This window comes from Thermopolyspora flexuosa (assembly GCF_006716785.1).
Lineage (GTDB): Bacteria > Actinomycetota > Actinomycetes > Streptosporangiales > Streptosporangiaceae > Thermopolyspora > Thermopolyspora flexuosa.
Genome location: NZ_VFPQ01000001.1, coordinates 1,115,228 through 1,138,394, shown reverse-complemented (window position 1 = coordinate 1,138,394; position 23,167 = coordinate 1,115,228). Strand labels below are relative to the sequence as shown.

Annotated in this window: 18 protein-coding genes and 1 pseudogene; 8 read left to right on the top strand and 11 right to left on the bottom strand. The window is 74.4% G+C overall.

Annotated features, from left to right (window positions below):
- Positions 1–467: 467 nt before the first annotated feature.
- Entirely contained in the window at positions 468–773 is a 306-nt protein-coding gene (locus tag FHX40_RS05025; protein WP_142258529.1) for a 4a-hydroxytetrahydrobiopterin dehydratase, read from the bottom strand.
- Positions 774–868: 95 nt separating this feature from the next.
- On the opposite strand from FHX40_RS05025, the gene FHX40_RS25685 reads away from it, so the two are divergent.
- Positions 869–1,915: a WD40 repeat domain-containing protein gene (locus FHX40_RS25685; protein WP_229789088.1), complete on the top strand. Its 1,047-nt coding sequence runs from the start codon at positions 869–871 to the stop codon at positions 1,913–1,915.
- A gap of 75 nt (positions 1,916–1,990) precedes the next feature.
- Here FHX40_RS25685 and FHX40_RS26215 read toward each other — a convergent pair.
- The 5 genes and pseudogenes from FHX40_RS26215 to FHX40_RS05000 form a co-directional block, all read right to left on the bottom strand.
- Positions 1,991–2,527 (bottom strand): annotated as a pseudogene (locus FHX40_RS26215) (DUF998 domain-containing protein); the annotation flags it as partial.
- Between the two features lie 502 nt (positions 2,528–3,029).
- Positions 3,030–4,214: a 4-hydroxybenzoate 3-monooxygenase gene (gene pobA / locus FHX40_RS05015; protein ID WP_142258527.1), complete on the bottom strand. Its 1,185-nt coding sequence runs from the start codon at positions 4,212–4,214 to the stop codon at positions 3,030–3,032.
- A 69-nt stretch (positions 4,215–4,283) separates the two neighbouring features.
- Positions 4,284–5,054, bottom strand: a complete 771-nt coding sequence (locus FHX40_RS05010) for an IclR family transcriptional regulator (protein ID WP_142258526.1) — start codon at positions 5,052–5,054, stop codon at positions 4,284–4,286.
- Positions 5,055–5,076: 22 nt separating this feature from the next.
- Entirely contained in the window at positions 5,077–5,991 is a 915-nt protein-coding gene (locus FHX40_RS05005; RefSeq protein ID WP_229789086.1) for a phosphotransferase family protein, read from the bottom strand.
- Positions 5,988–7,670: a helix-turn-helix domain-containing protein gene (locus FHX40_RS05000; protein WP_189136270.1), complete on the bottom strand. Its 1,683-nt coding sequence runs from the start codon at positions 7,668–7,670 to the stop codon at positions 5,988–5,990. Before FHX40_RS05000 ends, FHX40_RS05005 begins: the two co-directional genes overlap by 4 nt.
- Positions 7,671–7,925: 255 nt before the next feature.
- Here FHX40_RS05000 and FHX40_RS04995 point away from each other — a divergent pair, with 255 nt between their 5' ends.
- Positions 7,926–8,225, top strand: a complete 300-nt coding sequence (locus FHX40_RS04995; protein WP_142258525.1) for a hypothetical protein — start codon at positions 7,926–7,928, stop codon at positions 8,223–8,225.
- Positions 8,226–8,297: 72 nt separating this feature from the next.
- Here the strand turns inward: FHX40_RS04995 and cysS are convergent, their stop codons facing one another.
- The 3 genes from cysS to FHX40_RS04975 form a co-directional block, all read right to left on the bottom strand.
- Positions 8,298–9,698: a cysteine--tRNA ligase gene (gene cysS, locus FHX40_RS04990; RefSeq protein ID WP_142258524.1), complete on the bottom strand. Its 1,401-nt coding sequence runs from the start codon at positions 9,696–9,698 to the stop codon at positions 8,298–8,300.
- Positions 9,699–9,884: 186 nt separating this feature from the next.
- Positions 9,885–10,010, bottom strand: a complete 126-nt coding sequence (locus tag FHX40_RS26005; protein WP_268241049.1) for a hypothetical protein — start codon at positions 10,008–10,010, stop codon at positions 9,885–9,887.
- Positions 10,011–11,012: 1,002 nt separating this feature from the next.
- Positions 11,013–12,134 (bottom strand): glycosyltransferase family 4 protein, encoded by a 1,122-nt coding sequence (locus FHX40_RS04975; RefSeq protein ID WP_142258521.1) that lies wholly within the window; start codon positions 12,132–12,134, stop codon positions 11,013–11,015.
- Between the two features lie 42 nt (positions 12,135–12,176).
- On the opposite strand from FHX40_RS04975, the gene FHX40_RS04970 reads away from it, so the two are divergent.
- From FHX40_RS04970 to FHX40_RS04960, 3 genes are all read left to right on the top strand, one after another.
- Positions 12,177–12,992: a PIG-L family deacetylase gene (locus tag FHX40_RS04970; protein WP_229789085.1), complete on the top strand. Its 816-nt coding sequence runs from the start codon at positions 12,177–12,179 to the stop codon at positions 12,990–12,992.
- A 222-nt stretch (positions 12,993–13,214) separates the two neighbouring features.
- On the top strand, positions 13,215–14,288 hold the full coding sequence (locus FHX40_RS04965) for a lysylphosphatidylglycerol synthase transmembrane domain-containing protein (RefSeq protein WP_142258519.1): 1,074 nt from the start codon (positions 13,215–13,217) through the stop codon (positions 14,286–14,288).
- A gap of 126 nt (positions 14,289–14,414) precedes the next feature.
- The gene (locus tag FHX40_RS04960; protein ID WP_229789084.1) at positions 14,415–17,792 is read left to right on the top strand and encodes an ATP-binding protein; all 3,378 of its coding nucleotides are present in this window, start codon (positions 14,415–14,417) and stop codon (positions 17,790–17,792) included.
- A gap of 15 nt (positions 17,793–17,807) precedes the next feature.
- Here FHX40_RS04960 and FHX40_RS04955 read toward each other — a convergent pair whose 3' ends face one another.
- Positions 17,808–18,356, bottom strand: coding sequence for a hypothetical protein (locus FHX40_RS04955; RefSeq protein ID WP_142258518.1), 549 nt, complete (start codon positions 18,354–18,356; stop codon positions 17,808–17,810).
- A gap of 465 nt (positions 18,357–18,821) precedes the next feature.
- On the opposite strand from FHX40_RS04955, the gene FHX40_RS04950 reads away from it, so the two are divergent.
- Together FHX40_RS04950 and FHX40_RS04945 are read left to right on the top strand one after the other, a co-directional pair.
- Positions 18,822–19,337, top strand: coding sequence for a DedA family protein (locus FHX40_RS04950; protein ID WP_229789083.1), 516 nt, complete (start codon positions 18,822–18,824; stop codon positions 19,335–19,337).
- A gap of 54 nt (positions 19,338–19,391) precedes the next feature.
- The gene (locus FHX40_RS04945) at positions 19,392–20,384 is read left to right on the top strand and encodes a D-alanyl-D-alanine carboxypeptidase family protein (protein WP_142258517.1); all 993 of its coding nucleotides are present in this window, start codon (positions 19,392–19,394) and stop codon (positions 20,382–20,384) included.
- A gap of 888 nt (positions 20,385–21,272) precedes the next feature.
- On the opposite strand, the gene FHX40_RS04940 is transcribed toward FHX40_RS04945, so the two are convergent.
- Positions 21,273–22,157: a TrmH family RNA methyltransferase gene (locus FHX40_RS04940; RefSeq protein WP_142258516.1), complete on the bottom strand. Its 885-nt coding sequence runs from the start codon at positions 22,155–22,157 to the stop codon at positions 21,273–21,275.
- Between the two features lie 171 nt (positions 22,158–22,328).
- Here FHX40_RS04940 and FHX40_RS04935 point away from each other — a divergent pair, with 171 nt between their 5' ends.
- Positions 22,329–22,967, top strand: coding sequence for a cation diffusion facilitator family transporter (locus FHX40_RS04935; protein ID WP_142258515.1), 639 nt, complete (start codon positions 22,329–22,331; stop codon positions 22,965–22,967).
- Positions 22,968–23,167 lie beyond the last annotated feature (200 nt).

Below are 23,167 nucleotides of genomic sequence, written 5' to 3'. Positions count from 1 at the left end.
CGCCGCGCCGCTGAGCCGTACGGTGCCTGGCTTGTGCACGATGACCTTCTTCATGCCCTCACCTTTCATCGCTTTCCGCATAGATCATCACTACTATCACAATTTGTCCGAGAACGAGAGCCGGAAAGCGAACTTTCCCGAAGGGCTAGACGTTTCTACACAGATGGGCCGGTTACTCACCAGGAATTTTTTCCTATTTGGGAGCAACCGTTATTTACATTTTAAGCTGACCGAAACGCGGATATCAGGTTATCACGGCACGGCGAACCGGACACCGGCCCCCAACCCCGACACCCGGCGAACCACCGCCATCCATAAATCTCCGGCATGCCGTATTGAACGACATGCCGGTTTCGATCAGACCTGTTGACTAGACAAATTGGACAATTGACCGTGCCGGTGAACGGTTCTCCCACGCACCGCATAAGGCGGTTCGCGGCCGCCTCCCCGCCCCGGCAGCGGCCGGGTCACCCGTCCCCGGCGCCTGCGGCGAGCAGCCGGTCGATGCGCCGCGCCGCCTCCAGGTCGAACTCGGTGACGCCGCCCCGGTCGTGGGTCCACAGCGTCAGGTGCACCGTGCGGTAGCGGATGTCGATGTCCGGATGGTGGTCGAGCTCCTCGGCGATGTCGGCGACCCGCCGTACCAGCTCGATCGCGTCGCGGAACGACGGGCACACGACGGTACGGCGCAGCCGCCCGTCGGCCACCCGCCACTCCGGGATGCCGGGCAGCGCGGCGGCGAGCTCCTCCGCGGAGAGCAGGTCACGTCTCATCCCCTCATCGTGGCACGCCGGTCCGCGATCCCCCGCGCTCCGCCTATGATCATCCGCGTGTCCCGGCCAGGTGTTCGTGAGGGCGGGGAGGAACCATGACCCATCGCACGCGCCGCACCGCCGTCCACGCCGCCCTCGGCACGCTGCTCACCCTGGCGGCCGCCGCCCTCGGCGGGCCCGCCCACGCCGCGGTGACCGCCCCCGCAGCCGCCACCGCGTATCCCCGCACGACCGCGGCCTCCCCCGGCGCCGCCACGAGCGACACCGTCCGCTACGCGTACGTCAAGCGCTGCACCGAGAACGGCACGGCCACCCCGTGCGGCCCGTGGCGGCTACGCATGCGCAGCGGCCGCACGGTGCGGCTCGCCGAGGCGCGCGTCCTTGCGCGCACCGCCAAGGGCGAGAAGGTCCGGAACCGCACGGCCCCGTTCGCGATCAGCGGCGACGGCACCACCGTCGCCTACTTCCGCGAGGACGGCCGCCTGGTGGTGCGCAAGGTCGCGGGCGGCGCGCCGCTCGTGCTGGCGTACACGCCGCCGAAGGGGAGCGGCACCGACCTGGTCACGCTCTACCTGTCCAACACCGGCGGCCGGCTCGCGGTCGAGGCGGGCGACGACCCGGAGCGGCGGCCGACCGTGGTCTACGACACCTCGACCGGCGCCGTCGCGCTGCGGCTGCCCGGCACGCTCGCCTTCCAGGGCTTCGGCGGCGACGGCGAGTCGGTGCTCGCGGCCGGGTCGCGCGGCGACCGGATCACCCGGCTGGTCGCGTTCGACGCCGGCGGGGAGCCGCTCCTCGACATCCGGCCGCCCCAGGTCGTCGCCGACAACGCCCCCTACGCCCTCTCCCCCGACGGCGGGACCGTCGCGTTCGTCGGCGGCGGCGGCACGGACGCCGCGCTGGGCCTGTACGACCCGCGGACCGGGACGCTGCGCCGCATCCCGGTGCGGATCCCCGACGACGACCTCGTGGACGCGCTCGGCTGGAGCGGCGAGACCCAGGTCACGGTACGGCTGTCGCGCATCGCCGCGCGAAGCGACGCGATCCGGGTGCTCGAGGTCGACACCGCCACCGGGACCGCCCGCACCCGCGAGTCCTACACGATCGGCGACGACGTGTTCGGCACGACCCCGGACGCCTAGCGACGCGCACACGTACCGGCCGAGCACCGCCATCAGGCCGAGCTCGCACCCCACCACGACCCGCTGGATCAGCCCCGGCGGCAGCAGCGCCGTCCGCTCGCCGAGGATCTCCGTCACGTACGGCACGGTCACCAGGGCGAGCGCGGCGTAGGCGGCCGTGCTCAGCACGCGCACCAGGCCCGGCCACGGGGTACGGCGGGCCACCAGCAGCCCGGCCACGGGCAGCGTCAGGAAGGCGAGGAACGCGGCGTACCGGTGGATGGCGCCGGACGCCGACAGCGGCTCGCCGGGCGGGTCGGTGGGGAACGCGCCGACGAGCAGGATGCACCCGGCCCAGACAGCCACGAGGGCCGCCACCCGCGGGTTCGCCTCCGCCCGGGCGAGCACGAGCGCGAGCGCGCCCCCGCCGACCGCGATCGTGACGAGCGAGACGGACAGCAGCCAGCCGGACGGCAGGAAGTGGTACTCGCTGATCAGGTCCCGTACCGGGCTCAGCCGGGGCGTGACGTGCAGCGCGACCAGCCCGGCGGTGCCCACGACGATCGCCGCGAGGCCCACCGGCGCGAGCGCCCGCACCGCCGGGGTCGCGGGGGGCTTGATTGACCATTCCATGACCCCCCACTGTCCGGGCCGGGCCACGGACGGGGTATCGGAGATCGGCCGGATGGCGCCCTGATCGACCCCCTACCTCCGCCCCCGGAGCGGCCGGGGACGAATTGGGGGACGGCCCTCCGGGGTACGGCCGGCCGTCCGGCCGCCCACCTGCGCGTTCGCGCCGCGGACCGGATCCGGGACGGGGCGGCGGAGCGCTCGGGGTCGGCCCCCATGCGACGGAAAGGCGCCCGCGCGCACGCTCGCGGGCGCCCTCCACCTGGCCTCACCATTGTGCCTCGCCCCGGGCCCACCGGCACCCCTCCGCCTGGATTCGCCCCGTCCCGCCGGGGTCCGGCGCGGGCACGCAGCGGACACGGGCGTGCGTCACGGGTGACCGCGCGAGGGCACGGCCGTCCGGCCCGCGGGCGGGATGATCACGGTGTGGGAGGGAGGCGCGGGACGGCGCGGCCTCCCCGGCCGCGGGCGGGATCGGGCGTACCGGCCGGCGCGGCCCGGAGGGTCAGCCGCCGAAGGTGCCGAACCGCTCGAACGGCACGCCGACGTAGTTCTCGGCGAGGGTGGTCGCGGCCGCCTCCGAGGAGGTGACGTAGTCGAGGTAGGAGCGCTGCAGGCGGCGGCCGTAGGCGTCGTCGGTGTCGAAGGTGTGCAGCAGGGTGGTCATCCACCAGGAGAAGTGCTGGGCCCGCCAGATCCGCTTGAGGCAGGCGTCCGAGTACCGGTCGAGCAGCTCGTCCGACCCGGTCGCGTACCAGTGGGAGATCGCCTCGGCGAGCATGCGCACGTCCGCGGCGGCGAGGTTGAGGCCCTTCGCCCCGGTGGGCGGCACGATGTGCGCGGCGTCCCCGGCGAGGAAGAGCCGGCCGTACCGCATCGGCTCGGCCACGAAGCTGCGCATCGGCGTGATGCCCCGCTCGATGATCGGGCCGGTGGTGAGCTCCCAGTCCGGGATGGTCTCCAGCCGCCGCTTCAGCTCGGCCCAGATGCGGTCGTCCGGCCACTCGTCGAGCGACGCGTCCGGCGGCACCTGCAGGTAGAGGCGGCTGATCTCGGGGCCGCGCATGCTGTGCAGCGCGAAGCCGTCCTCGGTGTAGGCGTAGATCAGCTCCTCGGTGGAGGGCGGCACCTTCGCCAGGACGCCGAGCCAGGCGAAGGGGTAGGTCCGCTCGTAGATCGTGAGGGCGCCCTCGGGGATCGACTTGCGGGACACGCCGTGGAAGCCGTCGCACCCGGCGATGAAGTCGCACTCCAGCCGCTGCCCCTGGAAGGTGATCGACGGGTGGTCGGTGTCGATGTCGTGCAGCTCGACGTCGGGGACCTCGAAGTGGATCGTGCCACCGGCGGCGAACCGCGCCTCGAAGAGGTCCTTGACCACCTCCTGCTGGCCGTACACGGTGATGGCCCGGCCCGGCACCAGCCGCTCGAACGCGATGCGGTGGCCCTTGCCGCCGTAGCGCAGCTCGATGCCGTGGTGCACCAGGCCCTCCCGGTGCAGCCGGTCCGCGACCCCGGCCTCGGTGAGGATGTCCACCGTGCCCTGCTCGAGCACGCCCGCGCGCACGCGGCCCTCACAGTACTCCCGGCTCCGGATCTCCAGAACGACCGAGTCGATTCCCCGTAGGTGAAGCAGATGGGACAGCAACAGGCCTGCAGGCCCGGCCCCGATGATGCCGACCTGAGTTCGCATGCTTCGATCCTGGGACACTCCGCCGCCTCGCCCCGTTTTTGCTTCCGCTGACCGGAAATACGCCGTGACTCAGCGTGCCGCCGGGTCCTTGGCGGCGAGGTCCTTGGAGAGCGCGCGGGCCGCCGAGCGCACCGCCGGCCCGAACCGCTTGACGTCCGCGCTGTGCCGCCAGGCCACCACGGACAGCGCGGCGACCACCTCCTCGCCCTGCCCGTAGACCGGCGCGGCCACCGAGCAGGTGCCGATCGACATCTCCTCGACGGTGTAGGCGAGCCCGGTACGGCGCACCTCGGCCAGGTCGGCGCGCAGCCGCTCGGGGTCGGTGATGGTGTTGGGCGCGTGCTTGGTGAGCCCCTGGGCGATCACCCGCTCGGTGAGCTCGGGCGGCGAGAACGCGAGCAGCACCTTGCCCACGGCGGTGGCGTGCAGCGGCAGCTCGGACGCGACCCGGGTGAGCACCGGCACCGACTTGGGGCCGCGCAGCCGCTCCAGGTACATCGCCCGGTCCCCGCGCAGCACCGCGAGCTGGATGTTCTCCCGGGTCTCGGCGTACAGGTCGAGCATGTACGGCAGGGCGAGCTCGCGCAGCTCGCGCGGCCGGGCCGCCTGGATGCCGATCTGCCACAGCCGGGTGCCCACCCGGTACGAGGCGTCCGGCAGCCGCTCGAGGAAGCCTCCCGCGACCAGCTCGGCGATGAGCCGATGGCCGGTCGCCAGCGGCAGGTCGGCGCGACGGCAGATCTCGGTGAGCGTCAGCCGTACGTCCCCGGGGGCGAAGGCCTCCAGGATGCGCATGACCTTGCCCGTGACCGTCGGCGGCGTCTGCCCGGGCGTCGTCATGTCCGCAGCGTACGACGCGCGCTCAGGTCACTTTGACGGCGGGCTCCGCCATGTACCACCGCGCGTGGCCGTCGCCCCTGGTGAGCGAGTCGAGGCGGCGCGGCAGCTCCTGCCGGGAGAACGGGTCGCCCGCGGCGTTGCGGATGTGGATGCCGATCGCGTACATGTCCCTGATCTCCATCAGGGTGCCGAACCCGGGCCACTCGCGCAGGTCGCAGCCGTAGGCGCGGGCGAACTCGTCCACGTCCGCCGCGGACAGGCCGAACCGGCGCTGCCCGTGGTAGGTGTGCACCAGGTCCCACTCGCGCGGCCCGACCGCGACGCCGTCCCAGTCGCACAGCACGGCGCGGCCGTCGCGGCGGCGCAGCAGGTTGTCGATCCACGCGTCGCCGTGCAGCAGCACCGGCGGCCCGCAGCTCTCCAGCGTGTTCCACGCCTCGGTGAGCTCGGCGATGCGGTCGCGCAGCCAGGCCCGCTGGTCCGGGGTGAGCACCTCGGAGCAGGACTCCACCGCGCCGCGCACCTCGGCGAGCGGGTCGGCGAGCCGCTTGATCGGGAACGGCGGCACCGGCTGGTCGTGCAGGTGGCGCAGGATGCGGCCGAGCTCCCGGGTGGTGGGGCGGCCGCTCACCGGCACGTACTGCCAGAAGGTGACCAGGCGGCCGTGGTGCTCGATCGGCTCGTCGGAGATGTAGTCGGCGGGCCGTACCGAGGGGAAGCCGCGCCGGACCAGCCAGCGGGCGACCGCGAGCCCGGTGTGCGTCTGCGGGGCGCCGTCGGGGGTGGCGGTGATCCGCACGATCAGCCCGCTGCGCAGCTTGAACACCGCGTTGCTGCGCAGCCGCAGCAGCTTGGCCCCCTTGGTGTTCACGCCGAGGCGGCTCCCGACCGTGTGCAGCACGCCGAAGGCCTCTTCGGCGAGGGCCCCCGCGATCACGTCAGGCCCATCGTCGACCGGCCGGGCCGCGGCGCGTTCGCGGCGTCACGGCGGGGGTCGGGGCGGGCCTGGTGGCGTTGGTCGCAGCGGGGGTCGGGCCGCTGGTCGGCGCGCGGGGTGCGGTGGGCGCCGCAGCGGTCGGGGAGCGCGGTCGTGGCGCCGGCCTGCCCCGGCTGCCCGCCCGGGAAGGCGTTCGCGAAGGTCCTGGCGGCGATCGTGTGGCCCAGCGGGGTCTGCGGCAGGGTGTCCATGAGCAGCTCGTGCAGCCGCTGCACGTTCGGCCGGTCCCGCAGCTCGGGCGGCACCGAGGTGAGCAGCCGGTGCGCCCGGTTCACCACGATCGAGGTGCGCTGCTCGATCGGCACCTGCAGCAGCGCGTCGGCCGCGCGCCCGCAGGCGCCCTCGAGGTCGCCGACGCGGGCCATGTGCTCGGCCTGCTCGAGTAACACCAGGCCGAGGTCGAGGCTGTGGAAGGTCTGCTCGCCGGAGCGCAGCAGCGCCTCGTCGTCGGACACCGCGCCGAGCTCGATGAGCGTGCCCGCGCGGTAGAAGTGCATGCGCCGCTCGGAGAAGGCGAAGGCGAGGTCGTCCTGGTTGCTGCCGCGCATCCGGACGAAGATCTGCTCGGCCTCGGCGAGCGCGGCCTTCGCCGCCTTGCGGTCGCCGAGCCGGGCGAGCGCCCGCGCCTCGGCCGCCGCGGCGAGCGCGGCCGGGGAGCTCGGCGCGTTCCCGGCGAGCCGGCGGGCCTCGCGGGCGAGCCGTACCGTCTCCATGGGGTCGCCGTAGTGGTAGGAGAGCATCGTCTCCTGGGCACGGACCAGGGCGCGCAGCCGCGAGTCGCCGATGTCGTCGGAGGCGGTGCGGGCGGTGCCGTACCAGGCGGCGGCCTGCCGGGTGTCGCCGAGCCGCATGAGCGCGTCGGCGGCGAGCAGCGCGAGCATCGTGGTGGCGTGCAGCAGGCGGCGCTGCACCGCGGCGGGCTGGCGCAGCGCGAGCAGGCGGCGCAGCCCGCACAGCTCGAGCATGAGCCGGCAGAGCATGGTCACCGACGCGGTGTCCATGTACTCCCGGCGGAACCGCAGCACCTGCTCGTCGATCCGGTCGAGCTGGTCCTCGGTGGCGTTGCCCGCGGCGAGCGCGAGGTCGATGTCCTGCCGCACGCGCTCCACCTCGGCGAAGAACCGGCCGTCGGGCAGGGCGGTGCTGAGCAGCATGTCGTGGAAGAGCGCGCGGCGCTCGGCGTCGTCGTCGGTCTCCTCGATGAACGTGTGCCCGCCGGGATGGTCCTGGCCGCCGGCGGCGACCACCACGACCCGGGGCGCGTTCTCCCCGTCCTCGCAGTAGTCGGCGGCGAGGCCGAGCCGTACCGCGTTCGCCTTGTACAGCCGGGCGAGCAGGTCGATGGTCTGCGGACGCGGCCGGGCGCGGCCGTTCTCCCAGGCGTTGAGCAGGTCGATGCTCGCGCGCGGGGAGCCGAGGCCCTCCTCGTCGCAGAGCCGCTCCAGCTCCTGGATCGCCTGGCGGGCCGACCACCCGCGGGCGAGCCGATGCGCCTTGAGCAGGCTCACCCCGCAGCAGCCGTGGATCGCCTGGACGGTCTGCCACATGGTCCAGCCCCGGGCCTCGGCCTGCTGCCGCCAGCCGCGGGCGCATGACGGGGCATGCTCTCCACGGGCCATCCGCACCCTCCGCGTCGGTGTCTTCAGGTCGCTCGAATGTTTCCCCGAAGTTAACCGGCACCCACCATAACTCCCGGACCGTGATGCAAACGAGCCCGTGAGTTCGTGCCATATCCACGCAATGTACGCGGATTCCGCGTGTATTCCACTGATCACGAAATCCCAGGCGATTGTCTGGAGAAGACCACGCGGGCCAATCTGTCACTGACGTTCGTCCCGTGACGTCGTCCCACCTTCTCGACCGGGAGAGCAACAATGGCCACAACAGATCTCAAGGGCACCGCGCGCGAGGCCCGCGAACATCTGGAGCGGCTCGCCGCTCAGCTGGAGGCCCACGCCTTCCAGGTGCGTCTGTCCGCGCCCTCCGGTCTGTATCCCCGGTTGCGCGTGATCAATCCTCTCGCGCCCTCGGTCACCGAGGACGTGCTGGCCGCCGACTCCTCCGACGGCGAGTGGTACTTCTGGCTCTCCTGGGCGGGTCGTATCGGTCACGCGTCCGACGTGGTGACCGCGGCCGAGCGCATCGCGAGCGTTCTGCACGTCATCCGGCGCTGAGCCGGACGGCTGGACCGCACCCACCACCCCAAGGCCCGCCACGGAACCGCGGCACCGGTTCCGTGGCGGGGCTCAGCCGGCGAGGAGCGAGACGGGCCGTTCCGCCTCGGCGCGGACCGGGCGCACGCCGTCCATCGCCTCCCGCACCTGGGTGAGCAGCCGGTCGGCGAGCGCGTCGTCGCCACGGGCCCGCGCCGACTCGGCGAGGTTGACAACGAGGTCGGCGAGGGCGAGGGCGGTCTGCTCCAGCCGTGAGTCGCGGGCGCGGCGCGCGGCCCACGGCTCGCCGAGCGGGTCGAGCCCGAGCACCCCGAGCATGGCGCGCAGCCGGGAGCAGGCGTCCGCGAGCACCGCCTCGTCGCCCTCGGCGAGGGCCCGGTTGCCCTCGTTGACCGCCGCCCAGACCACGGTGAGCGCGCGGGGCACGTTGAGGTCGTTGTTCATCGCCGCCGCGAACGGCTCGGGCACCACGGTGGCCGGAGCGGCGTGCGGCAGCCGCCGGGAGGCGCGCAGCACGAAGCCCTCGATGCGGCGGAAGGCCGCGGCCGCGTCGCGCAGCGCCGTCCAGGAGAACTCCAGGTCCGACCGGTAGTGCGACATGGCGAGGTAGTAGCGCAGCTCGATCGGCCGGACCTCGGTGAGGATGCGCGACAGCGAGAACGGGCTGTCGACGGACTTGTGGATCTTCTCGCCGCCCCGGGTCACCGTGCCGCCGTGCAGCCAGTAGCGGGCGAAGCCGTCGCCCGCCGCCTTCGACTGGGCGATCTCGTTCTCGTGGTGCGGGAAGATCAGCGGCGCGCCGCCCGCGTGGATGTCGAACTCCCGGCCCAGGTACTTGCGTGCCATCACCGAGCACTGCACGTGCCAGCCCGGCCGCCCGTCACCCCACGGGGTGCGCCAGTACGGCTCGCCGGGCTTGGCCCGCTTCCACAGCGCGAAGTCCGACGGGTGGCGCTTGCCCCGGCCCGGCTCGGCCGACGCCCGCATGTGCTCGGCGCGCCGCCGGGACAGCCGGCCGTACTCCGGAAACGAATCGACCGAGAAATACACGTCGCCGTCCACCACGTAGGCGTGCCGCCGGCGCAACAGCTCCTCGATCAGCTCGATCATTTCCGTGATATGCCCGGTGGCCCGTGGCTCCACGGTCGGCGGCAGGCAACCAAGAAGTTCGTAGGCGGCGAAAAACGAACGATAGTTTGTTTCCGCGATCAGCCACCACGGCACGTTTTCCATCAGCGCCCGCCGGAGTATCATGTCCTCCATGTCCGTGACATTCCGGCACAAGGTGACCGTGCAGCCGCGGTATTTCAGCCACCGGGCGAGCACATCGAAACTCACCTGGCAACGAAGCTGACCGACGTGCGGGGGTGCCACGACGGTCGGGCCGCAGATATAAATGGAAACATCCCGGCCACGACGCGGCGTGAAATTCCGAACGGCACGGCTGTACGTGTCGTAGAGTCGCAGTGGCATGATTTCGAGCGTAGGGGGCCGCGCGCTCGTCTGTCGATACGATTGCGTGTTAAATCTAGCGCAAGATCAGACATTCGCTCGCACGTCGCCATAACGGCGACAAATCGGATCGCATACCGCAGGGCATGCCAAAACAGGGGCGAGGGAAATCGCCCCGATAACCGCATCGGTAGGTACCCGAAATTTCTAGAATGCGGCCTTCGGGCGCCGCTGGAGCACCCCGTCGGGGTGGCTGTCCACCCGCTCGCCGAAGGACGTCGTCGGCCCGGCGATCTCCCGGCTCTCCGGCAACGGCGTCCGGTACGACCACACCCTGTCGTTATACACGGTCGTTATACACGCGGCCGGAGGCGGCTCCGTCCGCCGGGCGGCGCCCACCCCGGCCGCCCCGCTCCGCGCCCGCCGCGGGCGGCACCGCCGGCCGGTGCCCGACCGGCCCCGGCGCGGACGGCGGGTGACCGTGTCGCCCGGCCGCAGCGGGCCGAGCCGGACGTCGGTCCCCGGCAGGTGGCGGCACGGCGGCGGCCCGGTCGCGAGGCGCCCTCCCCCGGGCCCGGAACGGCGCGGGTGGCACCGGCGGCGGCGTGCGGGCCGCGGCCGGCATCCTCCACCAGGTGGGGTGGTACGGCACCGACCCCGCCATCGGCGTCCGGGTGCGGTTCGGCCACCGCCCGTCCTGCCGGATGCGCGGATACGTTTCTCCGTGGGCTCCACCCGTAACCCCGCCGGGTGATTTCGCGCACGGCCGTACCCCGTTGTCGCCCCCATGCCACCGGAAACCGCCAAGCACGCCCCGGCTATTCCGGACAACATCCCCGCGTGACGCACAAACGAAACGTTTGAGGTTTTTGTCCGAAACATGGGTATCGTACGCTCCGAACGAGCCCGGCGATTCCGGCCGGAACCGATCGGCCACGGGAGGTGATGGAAGGCTTCCTCGGCCGCCGCGAGCGGTCCGTTCCCACAGGTGCGCAATGGAGCGTGTTCGCCGACCGCCAACACGGGAAGTCTGTGATCGACGAGAGGAGATCGCGATGAAAAGGATCCGGATCGTGCACCGGCCCCGGCCGCCGAAGCGCCCGGCGCCTCTCGACCTCCGTACCCCCTCCGGTCGTCGACTCCCGTTCTGACCCCGGCCGCCCGCGTTGACCACTGACCCCGATTCGCTCCCCCGCGCCCCTCGCCGCCACGCGGCCCCCGCCGCGCCCCCGGCGTCCGCGGCGCCCCGCGATCCACCGCGCGGCCGCCGGCCCCGCCGTACCGCGGGCCGTCGTCCGATACGCCCGGCCCGGAACGTCCCGAAGGGGAACGCCGTCAGCCCGAACGCCGCAGGCGGGTGCGCTCCACCGCCAGCGCGTAGCAGCGGTCGAACCCCGCGAGCACGGCCGGCCAGGAGCACTGCACCGGCTCGGTCGCCCGGTTGTGCTCGGCGATCGACTCGCGCAGCGCCGCGTCCCCGGCGAGCCGGGCGAGGCAGGCCGCCAGCTCGGTGAAGTCGCGGCCGAGCAGGCCCTCCTTGCCGGGCCGTACGAAGTCGGCGACGCCGCTCTGCGTGCGCGCCACCACCGGCACCCCGGCGGTGCGCGCCTCCAGCGCGGCGAGCCCGAACGACTCCCGGGGGGCGGGCGCCACGAACACGTCGGCCGACTCCAGCAGCTCCCGGATGCGCTCGCGCGGGTAGCGGCCGGGCATCGACACCCAGCCCATGCCCCGCGCCCGCAGGTAGCGCTCCATCGAGGCGCGCGCCGGGCCGTCGCCGACGATCGTCGCCCGCAGCCGCACCGACGCGGGGACCCGCCGGCGCGTCTCCTCCAGCAGCTTCAGCAGCCGCAGCGGCTGCTTGCGCGGGGCGAGCCGGCCCACCGCCACCACGTGCACCGGCGCGTCCGGCTCGGTACGGCTCCGCGGCCCGGCCGGCCGCCAGGCCGCCACGTCGAGGCCGTTCGACACCACCCGCACCGGCACCCGCGGCCCGGCGACCCGCCGGATCGGCCGCGCCGCGGCCTCGCTCACCGCGGTGCCCACCAGCCCCCAGCGGTTCCACCGGTAGACCGCGTTGAGCGCCCGGTACACGGTCCGGGTGACCACGTCCCACATGCTGTGCACGGTGACCACGACCGGTAACCCGGCCCGCACCGCCGCCCGCACGCCCATCCAGGCGAACGGCGACACCGCCCCGGCGTGCACGTGCACCACGTCCGGCGCGTAGCCGCGCATCAGCGCGAGCAGCCGCCCGGTGCCGCGCGGGTGCACCGGCAGCTCGTACGGCAGCGGGGCGACGATGCGCTCGACCCCGTCCATCGGCGCGCCCGCGGTCGCCGTGGCGACCCGCACCTCGTGCCCGGCCGCCCGCTGTGCCCGCACCAGGTCGGCGACCTGGACCTCGATGCCCCCGAGCCGCGGCAGATAACAGTCGCTGACGTGAAGGATCCTCACCGGGCACACCCTATTGCGGCGGCCCGTGGAATGATTGCCAAGGTGTCACGCACCGCGGTCTTCTTCCACGCGCATCCCGACGACGAAGCACTGCTGACGGCCGGGACCATGGCGATGCTCGCGGCCGAGGGCCACCGGGTGGTCCTCGTGGTGGCCACGGCCGGGGAGCGCGGCCTCGCCGACCTGCCGCACGGCGACCGGCTCGGCGAGACCCGCATGAACGAGCTGTACCGGTCCGCGGCCGGGCTCGGCGCGTCCCGCGTGGTCCACCTCGGGTACGCCGACTCGGGCCTCGCCGCGGGCGGCGCCGCCCCCGACGACCGCCCGCCGAACGCGTTCATCGACGCCGACGTCGAGCAGGCCGCGCGGCGGCTCGCGGACGTCCTCGACGAGGAGCGGGCCGACCTGGTGACGATCTACGACCCGGCGGGCGGCTACGGGCACCCCGACCACGTGCAGGTGCACCGGGTGGGCAGGCGCGCCGCCGAGCTCGCGGGCACCCCGATCGTGCTCGAGGCCACGGTGAACCGCGACCCGCTGCTGCGGGCGCTGCGGCTCGCCGGGCGGTTCTACCGCTTCCCCCCGGACTTCGACCTGCGCGCCTTCGAGAAGGCGTACTCGCCGGGCAGCGCGATCACCCACCGGGTGAACGTGCGCCGGTACGCCAAGGCGAAGCGGGCGAGCATGGCCGCGCACGCCTCCCAGACCACCGGCGGCGACGGCGACCGCACCCTCGCGCTCATGCTCCGCCTCCCCCGCCCGCTCTACCGCCTGGTCTTCGGCACCGAGTGGTACGTGCGCCGCGACCTGCCCCCGGGCACCCGGCTGCGCCACCCGTTCGACGCCTTCCCCGGCTGACCCCGGCCGCTCCGGGACCTCCCGGACGCCCGGATCCGGGGCGCCTCCTCCACGAGGAGGACGGCCGGCCGTACCGAAGGGTGAGCCACGCGGCCCGCGAACCCGGCAGACTGGACGGTGCCGGGCCTCCGGCCCTCCGGCCGCACCGGACGGGCCTCGGCCCCGGCACGGGGGCATGACGGCACATCGACACGACGGGGGGCCGGCGATGGGCGGGCGGCGATGAGGAACACCTGGCTGCAGATCCTGCTCTCGGCGGCCTCGCTCGCCCTCGCCGTGCTCCTCGTGGTGCTGCTGCCGCAGATCCTGCAGGCGCTCACCGGCGCGGAGGTGAGCTGGGCGCAGATCGGCTCCGGCTTCGCCCGGCTCAGCCCGGCGATGATCGGCCTGATGGCCCTGGTGTGGGCGGCGAGCCTGTGGGCGTACACGTTCGTGCTCACCAACTCGCTGCCCGGCCTGTCCCACCTGCAGGCGCTCACCCTCAACGCCGCGGGCAGCGCGGTGAGCAACCTGCTGCCGTTCGGCGGCGCGGCCGGGGTCGCGCTCACCTTCGCGATGACCAGGGGCTGGGGGTTCCCCACCCGGGCCGTGGTGGTCTCCACCCTGGTGTCGGGCATCTGGAACACGCTGTTCCGGTTCATCCTGCCCGCGGTCGGCATCGTCGCCCTGCTGCTGGCGGGCAAGGTGCCGGACCCGACCGTGGCGAACGCCGCCTGGGTGGGCGCCGTCTCGATCCTCGTCCTCGTCGCCGTGGTCGCCGCCGCGCTCTACTGGGAGCGCGCCGCCCGCCTGCTCGGCCGCGCGCTCGACGCCCTGGTACGGCTCGCGCCGCGGCGCGTCCGCCCCGCCGAGGGCCGGATCTCCGGGGCGATCCACCGGCTGCGCGCCGACACCGCGGACATCGTGCACCGCCGCTGGGCGGGCCTGTCCGGCGGCATGACCGCGTTCCTCGTCTTCCAGTGCCTGATCATGGCGGCCTGCCTGGTCGCCACCGGCGCCTACCCCGGCCCGGCGGAGACCGTGGCGGTGTTCGCGCTCAGCCGGGTGCTCACCACCGCCCTGGTCACCCCGAGCGGCGCCGGGATCATGGAGGGCGGGGTGGCCACCCTGCTCGTCGCGTTCGGCGAGCCCGCGGCCGAGGCCGCGGTCGCCGCGCTGCTGTTCGGGTTCTGGACCTACACGATCGAGATCCCGGTGGGCGGCCTCGCCCTCGGCGCGTGGTCCCTGCTGCGCCGCAGACCCGCACGGCAACAGCCTGTTGATCGAACGCCAAGCGAGCGCAGATCCCGCTCTTGATAGCCTGAGATCACTCTCGCCGGTACGGCACGGCCGTACCGGCGTGCACGGTTGCGGGCAGGCGAGCGACGATGGGCAGGTCGGCCTTGGCGGTTTCCTTGTGCGTGCTTTCCGGCCGTGCATAGCGTGGCGGTCGACATGGTGGCGTTCCGGGTCCTCGGGCCGGTGGAGGCCTACGAAGGAGACACTCAGCTCGATCTCGGCGGGCTACGGCAACGCTCCGTGCTCGCCCGTCTGCTCGTCGCCCGCGGGCAGGTCGTGCCCGTCGACACCCTCATCCACGACCTGTGGGCGCAGGACGCGGTGAAGGGCGCGCAGTCCGGCCTGCAGGTGTACATCTCGCGGCTGCGCCGCGTGCTCGAGCCCGGCCGCCCGCGCGGCGGCCCCAACCGGCTGCTCGTCACCGTCGCCTCCGGGTACGCGCTGCGCATCACCCCCGAGCAGGTGGACGCGCTGCGCTTCGAGGCGTTGATCCGCGCCGCCGGGGAGCGGCTCGACGGCGGCGACCCGCAGGCCGCCCGGGCCGGGCTGGAGACCGCGCTCGGCCTGTGGCGCGGCACGCCGTACGCGGACTTCGCCGACCAGCCGTGGGCGGAGGCCGAGGTGACCCGGCTGTCGGAGCTGCATCTCGTCGCCCGGGAACGGTACGCCGACGCCGGGCTGCGGCTCGGCCTGCACGCGGAGACCGTGCCCGACCTGGAGGCGCTCACCAACGAGCACCCGCTGCGCGAGGAGGGCTGGCGGCTGCTCGCGCTCGCCCTCTACCGGTGCGGGCGGCAGGGCGACGCGCTCGCCGCGCTGCGCCGGGCCCGTGCCATCCTCGCCGAGGAGCTCGGCATCGACCCGGGGCCCGCGCTCCGCAAGATGGAGACCGACATCCTCAACCAGGACCCCGGCCTCGACCTGGTGCCGCCGCCGCGCCGCGCCCCGGAGGCCGCGCCGGCCTCGTCCCGGACCGTTCCCGGCCCCGCGGTCGCCGTTCCGCCGCTCGAGCCCGAGCCGTTCGTCGGCCGGGACGCCGAGCTGAACGCCCTGCTCGGCGCCGCGCCCAAGGCCCTGGCCGGGCGGTTCAGCCTCGCCGTGGTCACCGGCGACGCGGGCGCGGGCAAGAGCACGCTGGTGCGGCAGCTCGCGGTACGGCTCGGCGCGGACGGCTGGCTCGCCGCCTCCGGCGGCTGCCCGGACAGCACCGCCACCCCGCCCGGCTGGGCCTGGGTGGAGGTGCTGCGCTCGCTCGCCGACCGGATCGGCACCGGCGAGTACGGCCCGCTGCTCGCGCCGCTGCTCGACGACACCGCGCCCCCGCCCGAGCCGGACGAGATGGGCGGCGGCTTCCGGCTGCACCGCGCGGTCGGCGGCTACCTGTCCGCCGCGGCCCGCGAGGCCCCGCTGCTGCTCGTGCTCGAGGACCTGCACTGGGCCGACGACCAGACGCTCGCCCTGCTGCGCGCGCTGCCGAGCCTCGTCGCCGCGAGCCGGGTGCTGCTCGTGGTGACCTACCGGGACAACGAGATCAACGACGAGCAGGCCGAGGTGCTCGCCGCGCTCGCCCGGCTCGACCCGGTGCGGGTGAAGCTCGGCGGCCTCGACCGCGAGGCCGTGGCCGAGCTGGTCCGCGCCACCTGCGTGCACGAGGTGGACGAGGAGGCGGTGCACACGATCGTCGAGCGCACCGGCGGCAACCCGTTCTTCGTCCGGGAGACCGCCCGGCTGCTCGACGCCGAGTCCGCGGACGGCCAGGCGAGCGCCGCCGAGCTGATGTCGGTGGTGCCGAGCGGGGTGCGCGACGTGCTGCGCCGCCGCATCACCCGGCTGCCCGCCACCGCGCAGCAGATCCTGCTCATGGCCGCGGTGATCGGCCGCGAGGTCGACGTGGACGTGCTCATCGACGTGTGCGGCGACGAGGACGCGGTCGTGGAGGCGGTGGAGGCCGGGCTGCTCGCCGGGCTGATCACCGAGCCGGGGCCGGGCATCGTGCGGTTCGACCACGATTTGGTACGTGACACGATCTACTCGGACGCCTCGCGGCTGCGCCGTTCCCGGCTGCACGCCGCGGTCGCCTCGGTGATCGAGCAGCGCAACCCGTCCGACGTGGCCGCGCTCGCCCACCACTACCACGCCGCGGGCACCGCGGAGACCGCGGCGAAGGCGGTGAACTACGCCGGGCTCGCCGCCGAGCAGGCCGAGCGGCGGTTCGCCCACCGGGAGGCGGCCCGGCTGTGGCAGCAGGCGATCGACGCGTTCGACCGCGCCCACCCGGACGGCTCGGAGCCGAAGCGGCGGCTGCAGCTGCTGCTCCGGCAGATCAAGGCGCTCGCGCTCAGCGGCGACATGGCCGCGGCCCGGGCGCTGCGCCGCAAGGCGATGGAGGCCGCGCTGCCGCTGCAGGACCTCGAGCTCACCGCGCGCATCGCCGCCTCGCTCGCCGTGCCGTACAAGGGGATGGCGCGCGACTTCACCCGCACCGCCTGGGAGATCGTCGACGTCACCGAGAAGGCGCTGGTCGAGCTGCCGCCGGGCGAGCAGTCGCTGCGGGCGAGCCTGCTCGCCACGCTCGCGCTCGAATTGGAAGGTTCCGACACCGGCCGCGGCCAGCAGGCCTCGCTCGAGGCCGAGGAGCTCGCCCGGCGCAGCGGCGACCCGGCGCTGCTCGCGGTCGCGCTGAGCGGGCGGCTGCGCCAGTCGTACAGCATCCCGGCGGTGGGCGAGCGGGAGGCGATCGGCCGCGAGCTCGTCGAGGTCGGCGAGGCGAGCGGCCAGCCCGCGGTGCAGGCGCTCGCCCACCTGGTGCTGATGGAGTGCGCGGCGGCGCGCGGCGACTTCGCCGAGGCCGACCGGCGCATCGAGGCCGCCGAGCGGCTCGCCAAGCAGTACGACCTGCCCGCCCCGGCCGCGGTCGCCGCCTGGTACGCCGGGCAGCGGCTGATGATCGCGGGCGACTACCGGGGCGCGGAGGCGGCGTACCGGAACGCGGCCCGGCTCACCGCGCGGGCCGGCATGCTCGAGGGCCGCCAGGACCTGCCGCTGATCACCTCGTTCTGCCTCGCCCTGGTGGAGGGCCGGGTGGCCGAGATGGTGGAGCCGCTCGCCGAGGCGCACCAGCGCCGGGCGAAGTGGACGCTCGACGCGTACGCGCTCGCGCTCGCCGCGGCCGGGCACGAGCGGGACGCCCGGGCGATCGCCGCGGTGCGGCCACCGGTACGGCCGGACTTCCTCTACGAGCTCGCGATGACCTGGCGGGCGCACGCCGGCATGCTGCTCGGCGACGCCGGGCGCATGGAGGAGGCGTACGACACGCTCGGCCCGTTCTCCGACCGCATCGCGGGCGCGGGCACCGGCGTGGTCGCGCTGTGGCCGGTCGCGCAGACCCTCGGCGACCTCGCCCGGCACCTGGGGCGGCCGGACGCGGCCCGCGGCCACTACGCGAAGGCGCTCGCGGTCGCCGAGCGGGTGGGCGTCTCGCGCTGGGTCACCGCGGCGCGGCAGGCGCTCGACGCACTGTGACCGCCGCGCCCGGCGTCAGCAGGTCACCCGGAAGCCCTTGCTGTAGGCGGTGCCGCCGGGCCGTACCCGCAGCTCGACCCGGTACCAGCCGGGGTTGGCCACGATCTGCGGACGCCAGTGCACGGTGCGGGTGTCCACGGTGAACGCGGGCGGGGCGGCGAGGTACGGGCGCCAGCGCTTGGCGGCCGGGCTCCAGCGGAGCAGCCGCCAGTGGTAGACCGCGATGCCGCCGGTGGCGGTGACCAGGCCGCGGGCGTGGTAGGTGCGGCGGCAGAGCGAGTCGGCGGCGCGGGACCGCGGCACCGCGGTGACCGCGACCGTGCCGGGCTTGGGGCGTGCCGGGACCGGGACCGCCTCCGCGGCGGCCTGGCCGGGAGCGGCTCCCCAGGGTACGGCTGCCCGGTCGGCGGGATGGGCGGTGCCCGCCCCGAGGTAGGCGGCGGTGAGGGCGAATGCCGCGGCGAGCGGTCCGAGCGCCGATCCGGCCGCCCGGCGCGACGCCCGATCGGCGGACATGGCGGCTCGGGTCGCCGCCGCGGGTACCAGGCGTTCGTGCTTGCCCATGGCCCGCACCCCTTTCGTGCACTCGGGTTCGTGCACCCAAAGGCGGACGTGCGGGGGTTGCGCCCGACCCGCCGGCCGCTCGCGGCGATGGCGGACCGGGCGGCCGCCGCGCCCGGTGTCGCGGCGGGCGGACCGCCCGGCCCTCGGCCCCGTCGGGGACGGTGAGCCTCGGGGACGCTCACCGGCGTGTCCGTAGGGCTCGCCATCTCCCCGAAAGCCGTTCACCTGCCGAAATACCCGATATATGGCTGATTAGTGCGGTCTGCCAGGAGTGCACCCTCCGCTCCCGCCGCCGGGGGCGTCGCGCCGGCGGGGACCGTCGGTACGGCCGACGCGGGCGGAGGAGGGCGCGAAGGCGTGACGTTGCCCGCACCCCGGCGCGGGGCGGGCCGGGCCGGCCTACATAATTAGGTAAGCCTGCCCTAAGAGTGGCTGGTGTGGCGCGACGCGAGGCGGTGAGGCGAGGTGAACACCATCCCCGACCCCACGGCCTCCTCGGTGCTCGGCATGCCGCTGTGGCTGTGGGCCCTGGTCTGCGTCCTGATCATGTTCGTGCTGTTCCAGTTCTACTACTGGGTGGGACGCAGGCTCGGCGAGCGGCTCTACGAGTCCGGCCTGGGCCGCCGGATCGGACGGCACCGCATCGACAAGGTGGAGGCCCTGGTCCGGCGGCGGGGCGCGGTCGCGGTGTTCGGCTGCTTCTGGGTGCCGGTGCTGCGGCACGTGCTGCCGCCCTGCGCCGGGGTGATCCGCATCTCCTACCCCTGGTTCGTGGTGGCGAGCGCGCTCGGCGCGCTGCTGTGGACGCCGCCGTGGGTGGTGGGCGGGTACGCCGTCATCTGGGCCTGGCTGCAGCTCGCCGCGCGGTCGCCGCTGCTCGCCGTACTCGTGCTCGTCGTGGCCGCGCCCGCCGTGGCCGCGCTGCTCGTCGTGCGCCGTCGCCGCCGGCGGCGGAGCGCCGAGGCGCCGGTCGCATCCTGACCGACCTCGGCGGGTCACCCCTCCTGGCGAGGGTTGCGGTGCCATCATTGCCGAATGCGCATCAGGTCATCCGCGACTGCAGGACCGATCCGGGTACCGATCGTTCGCCTTCCCGGCACGCTCCGCGCGCTTCTCGCGGGCGCGCTGCTCGCGGCGCTCCTGCTGCCGCCCGGCGCCGTCCGGGCCGCGGCCGCCGAAACGGCCCCGGACCCCGCGCCGGCCACGACGTCCGGTGCGGCGCCGCCCGGCGCCTCGCCCGAGGCCGCGTCCACCACGGCCGCGGGCGCCCTCCCGGCCGCCCCGAAGATCACGGCCAAGGCCGCGTACCTGGTGGACGCGACCACCGGCACCGAGCTGTTCGCCAAGAACGCCGACCGCCCGCTGCCGGTGGCGAGCCTGGCGAAGGTGATGACCGCGATCGTGGTGCGCGAGGAGGGCTCGCTCGACGACGTGATCAGGATCACCAAGGCGGACGTACGGCACGCGGCGCGCAACGGCGCGAGCCGGGCGGGCCTGCGCGCGGGCGAGCGGTTCACCACCCGCGAGCTGCTCTACGCCCTGATGCTCCCGTCGGCCGCCGACGCCGCCCACGCGCTCGCCCGCCGGTACGGCCCGGGCGTGCCGAACTTCGTCGCGAAGATGAACCGGGCCGCCGAGGACCTCGGCCTGGAGCGGACCTACTACACCAACCCGGACGGGCTGCCCCGCCCGGACCTCGGCGGCCGCTCCACCGCCCGCGAGCAGACCCGGCTCGCCATGATCGCGCTCTCCGACCCGGTGCTCAACGAGATCGCGTCGACCGCCCGCCACTCGCTGCCGAAGACGGACGACCACCGCGCCTACACCTGGCACAACTCGAACAAGCTGCTCACCCGCGCCGAGGGCGTCTTCGGCCTGAAGACCGGCTTCACCCGCGCGGCCGGGTTCTGCCTCTCCTTCGCCGCCGTGCGCGACGGCCGCTTCCTCTTCGGCACCGTCCTCGGCGAGGCCACCGAGGCGAACCGCCTCCGCTCCGCCACCCGCCTGCTCGACCTCGCGCAGACCTGAGCCTCCGCCGGGGCGCGGTGCGGCCCGGACCCGCACGACGGGTACCGGCCCGCGCCCGCCCGGCCCGGCGAAGGGGCCGGGCGGGCTTCAGGATTCGGGAGGCCGCACGCCCGCACGATCGCGTCGAGTTCGCCGGCCAGTGACGCGTCCACCGTGACCACGGCGGCCACATCGCCGGAGAGGACGAGGAACCGGCGCGCGCCCTCGCCGGTGGCGGCGAGCAGGCCCCGCCGCCCGCCGACCTCCGTCTCCCGGGCCTCGGGCCCGAGGGTCCGCGCGGTCCAGGCGGCCTCGGCGATCGCGCCGCCCCTGGCGATCTCGACGCGTACGCCCGGTTTGCCGGATCGGTCGAGCCAGCGCCCCTCGACCGACGACCAGCCATCCCCTTCGTCATATCTGTCCGACTTATCGCGCGTCAGTCCCGCCGGGAGACGCGTCACCGCGACGCCGTCCACGTGCTCGCCGGTCACCCGCGTCTCGGCGGGCACGATGCCCTCCCGGATGCGGTCGGGCTCACCGGCGAGGGGCGCGCTCACCATGAGCAGGAACCCGAGGCCCGGCCGCTCCCGCCACAGGTGGACGTGCCACCGCCGGCCCTCGTACCGGACCTCGCCGGTGTACCCGGCCGTGCCGTGCACGGTGACCTCGCGCATCGCCCGCACCTGTTCCTCCCCGAGCCGCGCCCACGCGGCCAGCCCGTCGAGCGTGCGCGCGCCGGTCCCGCGCAGCGCGGTCAGCGACACGACAGCCCCGTTCGCTCCGGTCCACCGCTTGTACGTCGAGGATCCCGACGGGGCGACGGTGCGACCGGTGCCCTCGAGGTGGACGCCCTCCGGCAGGTGGCGCACCCGCATGCCCTCGAACACGCCCCCGCCGGGCCGGTACGGCTCAGCGCACCAGGCCGTGGCAGGCGATCGCGGCGGCGGCCACGACGTTGAGCGAGTCGACGCCCATGCGCATCGCGTCCCGGCTCATCGGGATGCACACCCGCTCGTCCGCCTCGCTCAGCCAGCGGGAGGACAGGCCGTCGCCCTCCGAGCCGAGCAGCAACGCGACGCGGTCGGTGAGGGCGACCTTGTCGATCGGGGTGACGGTCTGGTCGGGGGTGAGGGCGAGGGTGCGGAAGCAGGCGTCGCGCAGCAGGGCGAGGCCGTGGTACCAGTCGGTCATCCGGGCGTACGGGATGGCGAACACCGCGCCCATGGAGACCTTGATCGCGCGCCGGTAGAGGGGGTCGGCGCAGCGGGGCGACAGCACGATCGCGTCCACGCCGAGCGCGGCCGCGCACCGGAAGATCGCGCCCACGTTGCCGTGGTCGACGAGGTCCTCGAGCACCACGACGCGGCGGGGCGGCGGCCCGGGCCGGAGGCCGGCGGGCACGCCGGGCGGCGGCGCGGGGTCCCCGGGTACGGCGGGCCGGAGCCCGGCGAGCAGGTCCGGCACGCTCGGCAGGGGCTTGCGCGCCATCGAGGCGAGCGCCCCGCGGTGCACGGTGAAGCCGGTGATGCCCTCCATCACCTCGTCGGCGACCAGGTACGCCGGGGCGGTCACCGCGTCGAGCAGGTCGCGCATCGGCTCGAGCCACTTCGCGGTCAGCAGCAGGGCTCGCACGGGGTAGCCGGTGGCCACCGCGCGCCGGATCACCTTCTCCCCCTCGGCGATGAACAGGCCGTGCTCGGCCTCGAGGCTCTTGCGCAGCTCCACGTCGCGCAGCCGGACGAAGTCGGCGATGCGGGGGTCGGCGGGGTCGTGCACCGGGACGATGTCGGCCACCCGCCCAAGCCTACGGCACCGCGCGGCGCGGCACCGGCGGACCGTGTCCCGCCCGCCGGGGCGCGGATTCCGCGGATCCGCCGCCCGGCTCCGGCACGACGTGTGAAACTGTGTGCAGTGGACGGATCACTGTCCGTGTCGGTGCCGGTGGGGTGACGAACGGGGGGCACGGTGCCTGACCAGCGTGCGGCGGCGCGTCCGGCCGCGGCGGCCGAGACGTGGCTACGCGACGCGCGCCTGGCCCGCAGGCTCGCGCTGCTCACCCTCGGCTGGCTCGCCGCGGAGAGCGCCCTCGGCCTGCTCGCGGGGTTCGACGCGCATTCGGTCGCGCTGGTCGGGTGGGGCGCCACCGCGCTGGTGGAGGGCATGGCGGGCCTCATCGTGGTGTGGCGGTTCACCGGGGCCCGGCTGCGCTCGCCGTCCGCCGAGCGGGTGGCGCGCCGCCTGGTGGCGGTGAGCTTCTGGGTGCTCGCGCCGTACCTCGTCGCCCACGTCGCCTACGACCTGCACCTCGGCTACCGGCCCGAGCCGACCGCGCTCGGCATCGCGGTCACCACGATCAGCCTGGTCGGCATGCCCCTGCTCGGCCGGGCCAAGCGCCGCCTCGGCGCCCGGCTGGGCTCGCCCGCGACCGTGGGCGAGGGCACGCAGAACCTGCTCTGCGCGGGGATGGCCGGGGTGGTGCTGCTCGGGCTCGCGCTCAACACGCTCGGCTGGTGGTGGGTGGACGCGGTCGCCGCGCTCCTCCTCGCCGGTACGGCGGTGCACGAGGGGCGCAGGGCCTGGCGCGGCGAGTCCTGCCACCACTGAACCCGCACCACGGCGGGCGCGATCCCGGTGCCGCGCAGCGCCTCGACGATCAGGTGCGCGGTCCCGGGGTCGGCCCAGGCCCGGCATCCGCCGCCCCGCAGCACGACCGCGCGCACGCAGTCGAGGTCGCGCAGCGCCCGCCGCGCCGCCGCCGGGGCGATGCCGTACACGACCACCAGGTCGGCGGGGGCGGGGGCACC

Excerpts from the sequence above, each read along its gene's own strand:
- FHX40_RS05025 (WP_142258529.1), bottom strand. The coding sequence starts at position 773 with ATGAGACGTGACCTGCTCTCCGCGGAGGAGCTCGCCGCCGCGCTGCCC.
- FHX40_RS25685 (WP_229789088.1), top strand. The coding sequence starts at position 869 with ATGACCCATCGCACGCGCCGCACCGCCGTCCACGCCGCCCTCGGCACG.
- pobA (WP_142258527.1), bottom strand. The coding sequence starts at position 4,214 with ATGCGAACTCAGGTCGGCATCATCGGGGCCGGGCCTGCAGGCCTGTTG.
- FHX40_RS05010 (WP_142258526.1), bottom strand. The coding sequence starts at position 5,054 with ATGACGACGCCCGGGCAGACGCCGCCGACGGTCACGGGCAAGGTCATG.
- FHX40_RS05000 (WP_189136270.1), bottom strand. The coding sequence starts at position 7,670 with ATGGCCCGTGGAGAGCATGCCCCGTCATGCGCCCGCGGCTGGCGGCAG.
- FHX40_RS04995 (WP_142258525.1), top strand. The coding sequence starts at position 7,926 with ATGGCCACAACAGATCTCAAGGGCACCGCGCGCGAGGCCCGCGAACAT.
- cysS (WP_142258524.1), bottom strand. The coding sequence starts at position 9,698 with ATGCCACTGCGACTCTACGACACGTACAGCCGTGCCGTTCGGAATTTC.
- FHX40_RS04965 (WP_142258519.1), top strand. The coding sequence starts at position 13,215 with ATGAGGAACACCTGGCTGCAGATCCTGCTCTCGGCGGCCTCGCTCGCC.
- FHX40_RS04955 (WP_142258518.1), bottom strand. The coding sequence starts at position 18,356 with ATGGGCAAGCACGAACGCCTGGTACCCGCGGCGGCGACCCGAGCCGCC.
- FHX40_RS04945 (WP_142258517.1), top strand. The coding sequence starts at position 19,392 with ATGCGCATCAGGTCATCCGCGACTGCAGGACCGATCCGGGTACCGATC.